13 protein-coding genes, 1 tRNA gene and 1 pseudogene are annotated in these 14368 nt (G+C 61.2%); 8 read left to right on the forward strand and 7 right to left on the reverse strand.

All coding sequences use genetic code 11. The features are described 5' to 3' along the window. Window positions 1–179: 179 nt before the first annotated feature. Window positions 180–256, reverse strand: a tRNA-Val gene (locus ACRESH_RS22110). A gap of 187 nt (window positions 257–443) precedes the next feature. Between ACRESH_RS22110 and ACRESH_RS22115 the strand changes: the two genes are divergently transcribed. After that, window positions 444–1727, forward strand: coding sequence for an NAD(P)/FAD-dependent oxidoreductase (locus tag ACRESH_RS22115; protein ID WP_431743978.1), 1284 nt, complete (start codon window positions 444–446; stop codon window positions 1725–1727). A gap of 21 nt (window positions 1728–1748) precedes the next feature. Here the strand turns inward: ACRESH_RS22115 and ACRESH_RS22120 are convergent, their stop codons facing one another. Together ACRESH_RS22120 and ACRESH_RS22125 are read right to left on the reverse strand one after the other, a co-directional pair. After that, window positions 1749–2435 (reverse strand): peptidase C39 family protein, encoded by a 687-nt coding sequence (locus tag ACRESH_RS22120; RefSeq protein ID WP_431743979.1) that lies wholly within the window; start codon window positions 2433–2435, stop codon window positions 1749–1751. Between the two features lie 925 nt (window positions 2436–3360). Then, window positions 3361–4026 carry an FAD-binding protein gene (locus ACRESH_RS22125; RefSeq protein ID WP_431743980.1) on the reverse strand — a complete coding sequence of 222 codons (666 nt, stop codon included), beginning with the start codon at window positions 4024–4026 and terminating at the stop codon, window positions 3361–3363. A gap of 386 nt (window positions 4027–4412) precedes the next feature. Here ACRESH_RS22125 and ACRESH_RS22130 point away from each other — a divergent pair, with 386 nt between their 5' ends. The 4 genes and pseudogenes from ACRESH_RS22130 (at window position 4413) to ACRESH_RS22145 (ending at window position 7049) form a co-directional block, all read left to right on the forward strand. Beyond that, on the forward strand, window positions 4413–4631 hold the full coding sequence (locus tag ACRESH_RS22130; protein WP_431743981.1) for a DUF1302 family protein: 219 nt from the start codon (window positions 4413–4415) through the stop codon (window positions 4629–4631). Further along, window positions 4583–4981: pseudogene (locus ACRESH_RS22135) on the forward strand (DUF1329 domain-containing protein); the annotation flags it as partial. The gene ACRESH_RS22130 and the pseudogene ACRESH_RS22135, both read left to right, overlap by 49 nt. Window positions 4982–5030: 49 nt before the next feature. Next, a complete protein-coding gene (surE, locus tag ACRESH_RS22140; protein WP_431743982.1) occupies window positions 5031–5993 on the forward strand; it encodes a 5'/3'-nucleotidase SurE in 963 nt (320 codons plus the stop codon). A 75-nt stretch (window positions 5994–6068) separates the two neighbouring features. Beyond that, the gene (locus ACRESH_RS22145; protein ID WP_431743983.1) at window positions 6069–7049 is read left to right on the forward strand and encodes a helix-turn-helix domain-containing protein; all 981 of its coding nucleotides are present in this window, start codon (window positions 6069–6071) and stop codon (window positions 7047–7049) included. A gap of 63 nt (window positions 7050–7112) precedes the next feature. Here the strand turns inward: ACRESH_RS22145 and ACRESH_RS22150 are convergent, their stop codons facing one another. Then, entirely contained in the window at window positions 7113–9011 is a 1899-nt protein-coding gene (locus ACRESH_RS22150; protein ID WP_431743984.1) for a tyrosine-protein phosphatase, read from the reverse strand. Window positions 9012–9454: 443 nt separating this feature from the next. Here ACRESH_RS22150 and ACRESH_RS22155 point away from each other — a divergent pair, with 443 nt between their 5' ends. Then, on the forward strand, window positions 9455–9631 hold the full coding sequence (locus ACRESH_RS22155; RefSeq protein ID WP_431743985.1) for a hypothetical protein: 177 nt from the start codon (window positions 9455–9457) through the stop codon (window positions 9629–9631). Between the two features lie 78 nt (window positions 9632–9709). Here the strand turns inward: ACRESH_RS22155 and ACRESH_RS22160 are convergent, their stop codons facing one another. Beyond that, complete coding sequence (locus ACRESH_RS22160) at window positions 9710–10459, reverse strand: TerC family protein (RefSeq protein WP_431743986.1); 750 nt, start codon at window positions 10457–10459, stop codon at window positions 9710–9712. 31 nt (window positions 10460–10490) lie between these two features. Continuing rightward, on the reverse strand, window positions 10491–10730 hold the full coding sequence (locus ACRESH_RS22165) for a hypothetical protein (RefSeq protein ID WP_431743987.1): 240 nt from the start codon (window positions 10728–10730) through the stop codon (window positions 10491–10493). 135 nt (window positions 10731–10865) lie between these two features. On the opposite strand from ACRESH_RS22165, the gene nhaR reads away from it, so the two are divergent. Then, on the forward strand, window positions 10866–11762 hold the full coding sequence (gene nhaR / locus ACRESH_RS22170) for a transcriptional activator NhaR (RefSeq protein WP_431743988.1): 897 nt from the start codon (window positions 10866–10868) through the stop codon (window positions 11760–11762). Here nhaR and ACRESH_RS22175 read toward each other — a convergent pair. Beyond that, entirely contained in the window at window positions 11752–12906 is a 1155-nt protein-coding gene (locus ACRESH_RS22175) for an MFS transporter (protein ID WP_431743989.1), read from the reverse strand. The genes nhaR and ACRESH_RS22175 overlap by 11 nt on opposite strands. A gap of 217 nt (window positions 12907–13123) precedes the next feature. Between ACRESH_RS22175 and sstT the strand changes: the two genes are divergently transcribed. Further along, window positions 13124–14335, forward strand: coding sequence for a serine/threonine transporter SstT (sstT, locus tag ACRESH_RS22180; RefSeq protein WP_431743990.1), 1212 nt, complete (start codon window positions 13124–13126; stop codon window positions 14333–14335). Window positions 14336–14368: the final 33 nt, after the last annotated feature.

Raw genomic sequence — 14368 nt, forward strand, 5'->3', positions numbered from 1 at the left:
ATTCACGCTTCCTCCCCACACTTGGTCGCCCTCATGCAGTTGCGCTTCACTTCGTTCGCTGTGGTCAGCTCACGGCGGGACTTTCACCCGCAAGATTGCGCCCATGCTGGGCGCACAACAAAAAAGGCGACCCTTTCGGATCGCCTTTTTCAGTACCGCCAGCAGGGGCGGATTTGATTTGGTAGGCACAATTGGACTCGAACCAACGACCCCCACCATGTCAAGGTGGTGCTCTAACCAACTGAGCTATGTGCCTGCTGTGGGGCGGCATTCTACGGAATCGGCTGCCAGTGTCAACTCTTTTTTTCAGCCTAAGCCACTGAATATCAAAAGTATTTGTGAAAACCCGGGGTAAAGGATTTTCAACACACGACTAGCGGGTGTTTATTATTATTGATAGCATCGGTACAGTCGTAAAAAATATAAAACAGAGGTTTCGCAGCATGGCCAATACCCCCTACCCTCAGTCCTACTACGCCGCATCGGCCAATCCGGTACCGCCGCGCCCGGCGCTGCAGGAAGAGGTACAGACCGATGTCTGCGTGATCGGCGCCGGCTATACCGGTTTGTCCAGCGCCCTGTTCCTGCTGGAAGCGGGCTTCAGCGTGACCGTGCTTGAAGCCGCGAAAGTCGGTTTCGGCGCCTCGGGCCGCAACGGTGGCCAGATCGTCAACAGTTATAGTCGCGACATCGACGTTATCGAACGCACCGTCGGCCCCAAGCAGGCACAACTGCTTGGGCACATGGCCTTCGAAGGCGGGCGCATCATCCGTGAGCGCGTGGCCAAGTACAACATCCAGTGCGATCTGAAGGACGGCGGTGTATTCGCTGCCCTGACCCCTAAGCAGATGGGCCACCTGGAATCGCAAAAGCGCCTGTGGGAACGCTTCGGCCATACCCAGCTGGAGCTGATGGACCAGAAGCGCATTCGTGAAGTGGTCAGTTGCGATCAATACATCGGCGGTATGCTCGACATGAGCGGCGGCCATATCCACCCGCTGAACCTGGCACTGGGCGAAGCTGCGGCAGTCGAATCGCTGGGCGGCAAGATCTACGAACAATCCCCGGCTGTGCGCATCGAGCGCGGCGCCAACCCGGTCGTGCACACCCCACAAGGTAAAGTACGCGCTAAATTCGTCATCGTTGCCGGTAACGCCTACCTGGGCAACCTGGTGCCGGAACTGGCGGCCAAGTCCATGCCGTGCGGCACCCAGGTGATCACCACCGAGCCGCTGAGTGAAGACCTGGCGCGCAGCCTGCTGCCGCAGGACTACTGCGTCGAAGACTGCAACTATCTGCTCGACTACTACCGCCTGACCGGCGACAAGCGTCTGATCTTTGGTGGCGGTGTGGTTTACGGCGCTCGTGACCCGGCGAACATCGAAGCGATCATCCGCCCGAAGATGCTCAAGGCCTTCCCGCAGCTCAAGGACGTGAAGATCGACTACGCCTGGACCGGCAACTTCCTGCTGACCCTGTCGCGCCTGCCTCAGGTCGGCCGTCTCGGCGACAACATCTACTACTCCCAGGGTTGCAGTGGCCACGGCGTCACTTACACCCACCTGGCGGGCAAGGTGCTGGCCGAGGCCCTGCGTGGCCAAGCCGAGCGTTTCGACGCGTTCGCCGAGCTGCCGCACTACCCGTTCCCGGGTGGCCAGATGCTGCGTGTACCGTTCAGCGCCCTGGGCGCCTGGTACTACAGCCTGCGCGACCGTCTGGGCTTCTAAGCCCGAGCCTGGCCTGCGCCGTCATTGCCCCAGGGCGCTGACGGCCTGGCGGGCCGCTTGTTCCTGGCCCACCTGGGCCAGGTCATTGGCCGCTTTCAGCCAACGCTGACGGTCAACCTGGGCTGGCAATTGGCCCGGTTGCTGCACCAATACCGCCCAACTCCCCTGCTTGTTCCACGCCGATGTGAAGTCGTCGAAGTCCATCAGCAGGCGTCGATTCATTCCTGCCCGCAGCAGCACCCGTTCCTTGTAGCGGTCGTAACCGACCAGCAAGGCATAGCGCGGCTCCCCCCAGAACGCTGAACCTTGTTCGAAACGCAGCAGCACCGGATTGCCTGCGGCCACCTGGGCCAGCAGTGCATTCAGTTTCGGTTCCAGCGGATAGACCACCATGCCGTACTGACGGGCAACGTTCTGCATCGAGTCCTGCAGTTTGTCCACCCCCTGAGGCAAGCCCAGTGGCTGTTCGAGCAACCCCGGGGTAATGCGCACGCCCTGTTGCCAGAGCAATGCCGCCAGGGCCATTGGCGCGCTCTGGTTGGCATTGCCGCGGTAGAACGGCACCGAGCCGATTTCGACCCGCTGCGGCAAACCCTTGATCGGGGCGGGAGGCTGACTGGCGCAACCGGCCAGGGTCAAGCCCATCACGCAAGCCGCCAGCAGGCGACGCGGGGCGATAGCGGAGAATGTGGTAGACAGTGGCAGCATGAACACTCGCTTGTGCTGATGCCCGGCAGACAGCGCCCGGCCCTGGGGCTTTGATTTTCACTTCAAATCGTTTTTTGTTCATTAATTTTTGCACTCCCTTCTAGTCTACCCTCTTTTCACCCTTGAACTCGGTTCAACACATCGAGAACGCGTCGTTGGCCTGAGGTATACCTTGCGCCTACCGGGCAGAGTTCAGGACGTGTCGAATGAATTTAAAGTCGGCAGACTGGAATTGGAGTGGTACTGGACTACCCCTTTACGATAGTCATCCCCAGCCAGCTTGCGCCAGGGTGGCTCCGCATATCTCAAGCGCCGCTCAGCTTCAAGCCAATCGCTACCGCTCTCCTTATTTGCAGTAGCATGAGGCGTAACTGATTGATGGGGTCTTCCCGATCGCCGTAAGCCTCTGCAGCCATGTCCATCTTGGCTCAGAGTAGTAGAAGGCAGATACTAATCTACTCATTCCCTCGGGAAGAGGGTGCGAGGACGAGAACCGCCTTATCGTCAGCTACACCATTCCGTTGCTGTAAAGGGTGAAGTCAGGAGTAATGAGCCGGCCCTCCCAAGCATTGCATGCCAAATGCGGCAATCTAAAAATGCAAAACCGGATCCGCCATGACCTTGGAGCCGGGCGGTCGAAGTCCCGGGTACTGAGCGCCTTTACGGCATCAACCGTGCAATGCTAGCCACCGGGAAGTAACAAGGTTGGAAGCCAGGCTGACAGTAATAGGTAACCATCACTGCTGCCGGCTGAGGGCGTTTCAGGACCGCGGTATAGCCTGCGCCAAAGGCGCAGACAATCAGGGCAAGGCATAGTTTTTTTGTTGTTTTCATGGCCATTCCACTGCATTAGAGGGAGAGACGAGTAAGCGCCAGACTAGAAGCGGCTGCGACAACTCGCCTCGTCCAAATGGACTAGATCTGCTTAGAGCAGCGCCCGACGAATGTCATCCGCTGCTGCCGTCAATACCGCGCCCGCACGCCCCACGAACGGCGCACCCACCAGCGCGTTGCCCAAGGTCAGAAAACGGTCCCGGCGCGACAGCTCGCGCCCCTCGCGGTCACGCCAGTAACGCCATATGACCCGCATAGACAGCCCCAGCCACCCCTTGCCACGACACAGCAACACCCGCGCCTCCTTCATGGTCATCGCCATGCGCCCCATCATCAGGGTGCCGGGTGAAGGCGCGCGCATGCGCAAGAACTCGCTACCCAGCGCTGCGGCGTCGAACGGCAGCGGGTCCATCGAGCGATAGCCGGCCTTGCCGCCAGGTACTTCCGGGTAGTAGTCGGCATAGTGCGGCTGCGCCTCGAAGCGCACGTGGCTGTTCTGTTCGAGGTACTCGACCATCTCCCGGCCATGTTTGACGTAGGCCTCGATGCGCCCATCGTCGATCTCACCGCAGGTGACGGTCTTGATGTAGGCAATGGCCTCTTCGGCCGAATCCTGCCCACCCAGAGCCTCGATGCGATGGTTGTTGGGTATCCAGATGCCGCCACCGGACACCGCCGAGGTGCCGCCATATTCGTCACTTTTCTCGATCACCAGGGCATCGAAGCCCAGGTCTTTGGCTCGCAGTGCGGCGGTCATGCCCCCCGCCCCGAACCGATTACCAGTACATCGCAGCATTCATCCCACCTGACCACGGCATCGTTCATCGGATCACCTCCTCTGGAGCACGGACAACACGCCACACCAGCGCGAGGCCGGGAGGCAATAGTCACGTGGTTGTTCGCTGGCAGGTATCGCTGAACATCACCAGGATTACTTAGTCCGGTTGGACGATGTTGTAGTTCGTTCGGAATCTCATAGTCGGTCCGGCTTCACCTCCCAACCAAGAACTGCCGGTCGGGCAGGTCTGACCGCTGTATGAGGACGATATGATAAGAACAAAAATCGCCCCACACTCTCTGCACATGTGCGCACGTTTGAGCATGTTTGTACTGGCCGGAGGCCTGGGGGGCCAGGCCTGCGCAATGACGTTTCAGCCGAGTGATGATCTGAGCATCGACTGGGACACGACGCTGACCTACAGCCTGGCGTGGCGGACCGAAAGCCGCGACCACAAGCTGGTCGCCAACGCCGATGGCAACGACGGCGACAACGCCTTCGACAAGGGCAGCCTGATCAACAACCGTGCCGGTTTACCCAGGCACAGATACTGTCTTCCACCGGCCACATCAACCTGGAATTGATGCGCTATGAGAAGCACCGTGTCTGGGTGCTCGAGGCGACTGTCAAGCCCACCTCCCGGCATATCTACGCCAAGCGTATGATCTACATCGACGAAGACAGCTGGGCAGCGACCCTGGCCGACAACTACGATGCCCGTGGCCAGCTGTGGCGCACCAACATGCAAACCTCGGTGTACGCCTATGAGATCCAGCGTTTCCATGCCCGCCTAGGTGTCTACCATGACCTGATCGCCGGGTCTTACCTGGTTGACCGCTTGCTCGTCGACCAGAAGCCGGCTCTGCTCAATGCCAGCAGTTTCACGGCAGACGAGTTTACCCCGGGTAACCTGCGCAAGCTCGGTACGCGCTAACCCACAAGCCCCGTCCGTTCCGGTCGGGGCGCCCTCCTAAGGAGCTCCCATGAATAAGCTGCTTACTGGCGCCCTCGTTGTCGTAGGCGCCAGCCTTTCGCTGCAAGCCAATGCGCTCAACATCCTGCTGACCAACGACGACGGCTGCCGCGCCCCCGGCATTGATGCGATGTACCGCGCATTGAGTGCTGCGGGCCATCACGTCACCCTGGTCGGGCCGTTGAACGACAGCAGCGGCATCAGCGCGGCCAGCGTGGTCATTCCCGGTCAGGCACTGGCGGTCACGGAGCTTGCACCGGGCAAGTTCTGCGTCGGCCCGCCGCAAGGCTATACAGCGCCTTCGGGCAAGACATCAGCCATCGGCACCCCCGTTGATGCGGTCAATGTCGGGATGGATGTACTGCTCAAGGAACAGCGCCCAGACCTGGTGGTTTCCGGAAGCAATTTCGGTGAAAACGTTGGCCCGCTGACGCAGATGTCCGGCACCCTGAACGCCGCCCTGCGCGCTATGATCAAAGGTGTACCAGCAGTGGCGGTGTCCACCTCGGTCGACCTGGATTTGATCATGCGCGATCAACAAGCCGGTTATCGCAAGACCCTCGATGCCTTGGACGATACCGCCCGGTTCGCCACCCGCGTCATCCAGAAAGCCATCGACAGCGCCGCCCATGCCAAGGGTGGGGTGAACGTGTTGGGCCTGCCCGGTAGCAGCGGCCTGAATATCAACTTCCCGGCCCTGCCAATGGCGCAGGTCAAGGGTGTGCGTCAGGCGCCGATAGGCACCTGGGACCGAGTCAACTTCACCGCCCAACGCGGCGAAGATGGCAGCGTGCGGATGAATCTGGTGCCACCGGCAAAGCCGGACCCGGCACAACAACAGGCCGATGCCTACTTGCTGTGGCAGGGCTATGCGGTGGTCTCGGCAGTCGACGGCAACCGAAGCTCGTCCAAGACGGCGCAGGCACAACTTGGGCATCTGATTGACGATCAACGCGCCCTGCTCACCCCCTGATCGCAAAACCGTCATGCCAGCCTGATAACTACCTTGCGGTTGCTACCTACATCGACGCACAAGGTGAGACTGAAGGTGTACACATCCCCCACTCGCAAACACATCATCCTCAGGTCCAGTGGCTTTGGCTCTGAGGATTTCAGCGCTCTTTTTACCCGTACGTTCGGCGGTCTCTATGCCGATGCCAAAGCCCTGAACACCTACACCATCGAGGGCGTCTACGGCCGACACGAGGGCGTCAGCTTCCGACGCTTACGCTTTTGCGGCGATCTCACTGTCGAGTTTCCGACCCGATACGATGAAATAACCTTCGTCATCCCCACGGCCGGCAAGGTCATCGTCAGCCACATCTGCGAATCGGTCGGGCTTAATCAGGTCGGCCTGGCGGTCAACAAGGCCGACGTCCGTGCGTTGCGCTTCCTCGATAACCATGCGCAGTACGGAATTTCGATCAAGCGTGCACTGTTTGCAGAGCGTCTCTCGACGCTGCTGGGCAAGCCGATCGTGGATAACGTGTGCTTCGCCCCGGTGGTAGACCTGAGCGTTGCAGCGTACCAGGGTCTGCGCTCGTTGCTGATAATGGCCACGGGAGCCGAGTTCGACATTCTTATCAATGCCGGCTCGCTGATGCCGGCGCGTTTGCAGGAAATGCTCGTGGACGCGGTACTGGAGGCCTGGCCGCACAATTACACCGAAGCGCTCAGGCGCCCCACGCCGTCCATAGCCCCGCGCCATGTGAAATTGGCCATTGGCTATATTCGCGAGCATCCTCACAACATGGTCAGCGGTACCGAACTGGCCCGTTACACCAACGTCAGCCTGCGTGCGCTACAAGAAGGTTTTAAGCGCTTTGTCGGGCAATCGATCGCCACGTACCAACGGCAAGTACGCCTGGAGCGCGCCTACGATGCGCTTTCCCACGGCGTGTCGCCCTCGGTTACCGAAGTGGCCTTGCGCTACGGATTCAGTAATGTCGGCAGGTTCAGCCACTACTTCCAGAGCGCCTATGGGGTAAGCCCGGCCGATGTCAGAAAGGGTTTGCGTATACGACCCTGATGTAGACGGAAAAGGCCCAGGCCGCCGTAGTGACGGCGACCTGGGCCAATGGCACCGTGCCTGTCAGAACAGGTAACTGGCCTTGAGGCTGCCACTGACGCCGTGGCTGTCTCCACCCACGCTCCCGCCAAGCTCGGCACCGAAGCTCAATGCACCAAGGCTGGCCATCACATCGACAGCGCCGGTGAATTGGTCGCGGTTGTCGAAGGTAGCGCGCTGTTCGATATCCAGGCCCAACAGGTGGCCTTGGCTGTCGACTTCGTGGTCGCCCAGTACATGCTCATAACCGACCGACACACCCGGCACCAGTTGCCAGCCCCCACTCACGCCAATGGGATTGAAGGCTGCCCTGAGATTGGCCGCTGCGCTGCGTCGGGTTTCCTGGATACCGTCTACGTCCAGGGCCAACTCGCTGCCTTTTTCCTGGAAGTCAGACAGATCGATATGGCTGACCCGTACGCCGAGGCTCGGCTCGAGGGTCACACTGTCCAGTGGCAGGCGATAACCGACGGCCAGGCTGGCACCGCTGAGGCTGCCGTGGGTGTCGCCTTTGGCTGAACCGAGGTCAGCGCCAAGGTCACGCTTGCTGTCATAGTCCAGCCATCCGCCGCTGGCGTTGGCGGCAATGAACAGGCCGTGCTCCAGGCTGCCTGGGGCAAACCGTGCGCCCACGCTGACGAAGGTCAGGTCGGTATCCGCCTCGCCACCTGCGCCGCCAACACTGCCACGGCTATAGCCAAGGCCGGCATAGCCGCTGAGCTGCTCGGAGAAGCGCTGAGTGAAACCGACCATCATGCCTTGGCTGTGTTCGTTGCTGCTGGCGGCGTGGGACGAACCGTCGGTGCCCAGGTAGCCGGCCAGGGCCGTCGTCCACAGCCTGCCCTGACCGACCTTCAGGTCGATGCCGTTGGCATAAGGTGTTGCGGCCTGGTCGATCAAAGCCCCCTGGCGCAGCAGGTAGCTGGCGGTGTCGGCGTGCACCTGGCCACCGACGGTGGACTCGACACCGCTCAGGTTACCGGCATCGATGGCCGATTGCAGGTAATAGTTGTAGTCCGTGAAACTGCCCGACAGGCTGCTGTTCTGCAATTGCTGCAACAACTGCGCGCCTGCGGCGGCGTTGCCGACCAGTCCCTGCTGACCGGGCAGGCTGTTGTAGTAGACCATCTTGGCACGCAACACGTAGATCGTTTCCTGGGAAAGGCCCAGGCCTTGCTTAAGGTAGTTGTCCATGCTGCCGTACAGCGCACTCACCTCGTCCAGACTGGTTTGCAGATAGCTCTCATCCACTCCTATCAATGGCGCGTAAATCGCCTGAATGCGGGCAGGGAACATTGCCAGTGTCGCGGCCATGCGTGCGGCTGTGTATTCGTTGGTGGCCATGTAGTTGGCCATTATGGTGGCGTCGTCGACACCGGCGATGCTCTGCAACACCGCAGCAGCCCAGCCGGTGCGGTCCTTGCCGGCGGTGCAGTGGAACAGCGCGGCGCCATCGGCACTGGCCAATTCGTTGAACAGCACGCCAAATTCACCCCGCATGCCGGCATCGCTGACGAAGGCACGGTTGGTTTCGCGCATCAGGGCGACGGCCTCGTCGGCGTTGTGAAACGTGGTCGTGGTGATGTTCGCGGTAGAGGTCGCGTTGCCAATGATGTCGATGTTGGTATAGGTCGCGCCTTGAGGCAGGGTATCGGGCGTAGCGGCGGCCTCCACCGGGGTGCGCAGGTCGTAGACTTCTTTGATGCCCAGGCCATTGAGGGTAGCAAGGTCTGCTGGCGAGGGGGTCAACGCGTTGGATCGGTAGAACACGCCTTTGCGCATGATGCCGTCGTGACTTGTGGTATAGGCGCTACTGGTGCCGGCGACATCGCGAAAGTTGTCGATTTTTTGCAGGCGCGGAGTGTCGAGGGCATAACTTTCGGCAGCCTGTGCGAGCGAGATCGAAAGACCCAGAACGGACATCGATAAGAGAGTTTTTTGAAACACGGATTCAGCCTCGTAGGGAATGTACAGGGCTGACTAGTAACCGAGGCAACCTGTTGCCGATAGCTGTAAACGACCAACTAAAGGCAATGGCTGCGCTATTTGTCCAGGGGGTTCGTTAATTGTCTGTGAGCCGCCCAGTTCCAAGGTCGACCCTGGGTCATTGTCGTAGTGCTAATGACCAGCCCTGCGCCAACGCTCGCGCTCGATCTGCCGCCAGTACCGACCGCGCACGTCGTTTTATTTCCGTCTGCAAGCATAGGCCGGCAGGCCGCGTGGGTATAGTGTGAAGGCGGCTTAGAACAAAGCGGCCCAAGGGCCTGGACCATCGGTCAATAGCCTGCAACATGGCTTCGGCTAGACTCTAGGGGGTGTCCGCGTGGCAAGCATCATGGGCTGGCCAGGAACCTGAGGAGGCACACATGAGCCTGACAATGGCAATTTTCATGCTGGTTGGAGCTTGGCTGAGCGTCGCCGCCGCCATGCTCTGGGGCGTGTTGCGCATTGCCCGCCGCCATCACTCGCACCATACCTTGCCGAAAAAGACCAGCGAGGCAGTACCGACGCGGCGTAGTCGCCGCCATGCCAGCGCGCACTGAAGCTTTAAAAGCATCGCGGGGCAAGCCCGCCCACAGGTTTGGTATATCCCTGTGGGCGGGCTTGCCCCGCGACTTACATCAGACTTCAGCCGCTTCGCGCTTGATCCGCGCCCGGCGCGACATGATGTTCAGCACTTCGATCGCAGTAGAGAACGCCATCGCCGCATACACATAACCTTTCGGTACGTGGGCGCCGAAGCCTTCGGCGATCAGGGTCATGCCGATCATGATCAGGAAGCCCAGGGCCAGCATCACCACGGTCGGGTTGTCGTTGATGAACTTGGCCAGCGGGTCGGCGGCCACCAACATTACGATCACGGCACTGATCACGGCAATGATCATGATCGGCAGGTGCTCGGTCATGCCCACAGCGGTAATGATGCTGTCGATCGAGAAGACGATGTCCAGGATCAGGATCTGGCCAATCGCAGCGGCAAAGCCCAGGGTGATGGTCGACGACGCCTTGGCTTCAGCCTTGGCCCGCGGGTCGACGCTCTCGTGGATTTCGCTGGTCGCCTTCCACAGCAGGAACAGGCCACCGGCGATCAGGATCATGTCCTTCCAGGAGAAGACTTGACCGAACACGTCGATCACCGGCTCGGTCAGCTGGACGATCCAGGCCACGGTGCTGAGCAGACCCAGGCGCATCACCAGCGCCATGCTGATACCGATGCGGCGCGCCTTGGAGCGAAACTCCTCAGGCAACTTGTTGGTGAGGATGGAGATGAAGATCAGGTTATCGATGCCCAGCACGATCTCCATGGCCACCAAGGTGGCCAGGGCTACCCAGGCGGTCGGGCTTGCAGCGAGTTCCAACAAGTATTCCATGAATCATTCCTGCATCGAGGTAAGGGGTGGGTCAGATTTCTTTAGCGCTGCCATCAGGCTCGGGCTTGGCAGCCTTCTCGCCCTCGGAGCCGGTGGCTTCGCTCAGGGCCTGTTGGGCGGCGTCGTTGGTTTTGTCGATGGCTTGCTTGGCCGACTCCGCTGCCTGGTTGAGCATCTGCTGGGCGGACTTTTCCGCCTGCTCGCAACCGCTCATGGCAAACAGGGCCAACAGCAACACCAGGGGGGTTCCGATGGATTTGAGTTGCATCATGTGTAGTTCTCCGTGTCGATGATCAGTGCCCAATCAGTGGCACCGTGATGGCTGGGGATTCTAAATATCTTGATACATCAGGAAAATTCGTATTTTCAGCAGTTATACTTCGGTTTTTACGAATCGAGAACACCCGTGCTCAACTACCGACAGCTGCATTACTTCTGGGTGGTCGCCCGCACCGGCAGCATCGTGCGCGCCGGTGAACAGCTGAACCTGACCCCGCAAACCATCAGCGGGCAGATCAGCCTGCTCGAACAGACCTACGGTATTGAGCTGTTTCGGCGGGTCGGGCGGCAACTGGAACTGACCGAAAGCGGCCGCCAGACCCTGGCCTACGCTGAGCAGATGTTCCAGATCGGCGGGGAGTTGGAGGCCATGCTGCGTGCACGCCCGGATGAGCAGCAGATTCTGTTCCGGGTCGGGGTCGCCGACGTGGTGCCCAAGTCCATCGTCTACCGTCTGTTGGCGCCGACCATGGCGATGGAAGACGCCCTGCGCTTGAGCTGCCGCGAAGACAAGCTGGAACGCCTGCTGGCCGACCTGGCGATCCAACGCCTGGACCTGGTGATCTCCGACAGCCCCATGCCCAGCCACCTGGACATCAAGGGCTACAGTCAGCGCCTGGGTGAATGTGGCATCAGTTTTTTCGCCACACCTGCACTGGCCACTGAATTGGGCGAAAATTTTCCAGCCTGCCTGCAACATGCCCCGCTGCTGATTCCCGGTCAGGAAACCGTGGTACGCAGCCGCCTGCTGCGCTGGCTCGCCGAGCAGCAGATACAGCCGCGCATTGTCGGCGAGTTCGACGACAGCGCCCTGATGCAGGCCTTCGGCCAATCCGGCAGCGGTATCTTCATCGGCCCTAGCGTGATCGCCGATGAGGTCTGCCGGCAATACGGCGTTGAGCTGATCGGCCAGACCGACGCGGTCATCGAGTCGTTCTATGCCATTTCAGTGGAGCGCAAAGTCAAGCACCCTGGCATCATCGCCATCACCGAAGGCGCCCGGCGCCAGCTGTTCAACTGGTAGCGCTGGTATCGCGCACGCGCATCAGCCCCAGCGCCAGCAACGCCGAGACGCCAATCAGCAGCGCGGCGGCATAACCGAGGCTGCCCAGGCCCAGGCTGTCGATCACCCGGCCGCCAATCAGCGCGCCCAGGCCGATCCCGAGGTTGGCCCCGGCGATGTTCAGCGAAGCGGCGAAGGCTGGTGCCTGGGGCGCAGCCTTGATCAGGCGGACGTGGCTGACCAGAAACAGCGCCGCCTGGGTCGCGCCCCAGATCGCCAGCGCGGCGATCAGGCCGTAGGTAGAATGAATGCTCGGCACCAGGGCAATCAGGCCCACCAGCATCAGCGCGCAAAAGCCGCCAGAGGCCAGCAGCGGATGGCGATCCACGGCACGACCACCCAGGCTGTTGCCGATCAGGCCTACCGCACCGAAGCCCATCAAGTACCAGCCCACCCGCGCGCCATCGAACCCGGCCAGGCGTTCGAGGATATCGGCCAGGTAGGTGTAGACGGTGAACATGCCGCTGAACACCAGTACCGAGAGCAGTACATGCCCTTGCAGCAAGCGGCTGCGCAGGATGCCGAACTGCCCCCGCAGTGAGGTGGCCTGGTTATGCCGGGGCGTACGCGGCAGATAAAGGTGCAGCAACAGCGCCTTGGCCAGCGCCAGCACGGCCAGCATGGCGAAGGCCGCACGCCAGCCCAGGGCGTCGCCCACCAGGGTACCGACCGGGATACCGAACACCGTGGCGCAGACCACGCCAAAGCTGATCTTGGCAATGGCCCGCCCGGCATAGGCCGGGCCGACGATGTCCACCGCTGTTTCGCTGGCCAGCGACCAGAACACCGGCAAGCCCAGGGCCGGCAGCAGCCGCGCCAGGCCCATGAGATAAATGTTCGGGGCCATCGCCGCCAGGGCATTGCAGGCAGCGAACAGCAGCAGAATGCCGACGAACAGACGCTTGCGCTCGAAGCGTGCGCACCAGGCCGTCAGAAAAGGCCCGAAGCACGCTACGGTAAAGGCAAACAACGTCACTAAAAGCCCGGCCTGGGGCACGCTTACCGCGAGGTCGCGGGCAATCCCCGGCAGTAGGCCGACAATCACGAACTCAGTGGTCAACACAGTGAAGCCAGCCGCAGCCAGCAACAGAATCGGCAGTAACATCTACACTCCAGAACGTTAAACATCCACGGCACTGAGCCGTTTCCAAGGGGCGCGCATACTACACGCCCGTCTTGCCGCCTGACACAGGGCAATCACCCATTGTGCCTCCTGTGCTAAAGTCGCGCCCCTTTCATCGCCCTAACCGCCTGACGCCCCCAGTATTTCCCGGCGTCGCGACGGGTCGGCTGCCCCCCTACAAGACTGAGAAACACCCGACATGACACCTGTTCTAAAGCTGTTGAACCGTACCAGCCTGGTACTACAGATCATGATCGGCCTGGTGGCCGGTATCGCCCTGGCCTTGATCGCCCCCGAAGTCGCGTTGAGCCTGGGCTTCATCGGCAAGGTGTTCGTTTCCGCGCTGAAGGCGGTGGCGCCGATCCTGGTGTTCATTCTGGTCATGGCCTCCATCGCCAACCATAAACACGGTACCGAAACCCATATTCGGCCGATCCTGGTGCTGTACCTGTTCGGCACCTTCGCCGCTGCCGTGGTCGCAGTGGCCGCCAGCATGGCCTTCCCGTCGAGCCTGGCCTTGAGCACCTCTGACGTGGCCCTGAGCGCGCCAGGCGGCATCACTGAAGTGCTGCAGAGCCTGCTGCTGAGCGTGGTCGACAACCCGGTCAGCGCGCTGATGAACGCCAACTTCATCGGCATCCTGGCCTGGGCCATCGGCCTGGGTGTGGCTATTCGTCACGCCGGGCAAACCACCCGCACCGTGGTCGAAGACCTGTCCAATGGTGTCACCCTGATCGTACGCGTGGTGATTCGCTTCGCCCCGCTGGGTATTTTCGGCCTGGTTGCCTCGACCCTGGCCCAATCGGGCCTGGACGCCCTGCTCGGCTACCTGCATCTGCTGGCCGTGCTGATCGGCTGCATGCTGCTCGTCGCGCTGGTGGTCAACCCGCTCATCGTGTTCTGGAAAATTCGCCGCAACCCGTTCCCGCTGGTGTTCCTGTGCCTGCGTGAGAGCGGCATCACTGCATTCTTCACCCGCAGCTCGGCGGCCAATATTCCGGTCAACCTGGGCCTCAGTGAGCGCCTGGGCCTGCACGAAGACACCTACTCGGTATCGATCCCTCTGGGTGCAACCATCAACATGGCCGGCGCCGCCATCACCATCACCGTGCTGACCCTGGCCGCCGTGCACACCCTGGGTATCGCCGTCGACATTCCCACAGCCATCCTGCTCAGCGTCGTCGCCGCCGTATGCGCCTGTGGCGCCTCGGGTGTGGCCGGTGGCTCGCTGCTGCTGATCCCCCTGGCTTGCAGCCTGTTCGGCATTCCTAGCGAAATCGCCATGCAGGTGGTGGCCGTCGGCTTCATCATTGGCGTGCTGCAGGACTCGGCGGAAACTGCGCTGAACTCCTCCACCGACGTGCTGTTCACCGCCGCCGCCTGCATGGCCGAGGAACGCCAGGCCGCCTGAGCCAGGCCCGCAGCCGGTGCATCCTGCACCGGC

Origin of the sequence: Pseudomonas sp., assembly GCF_050739775.1 — a bacterium.
Taxonomy (GTDB): domain Bacteria; phylum Pseudomonadota; class Gammaproteobacteria; order Pseudomonadales; family Pseudomonadaceae; genus Aquipseudomonas.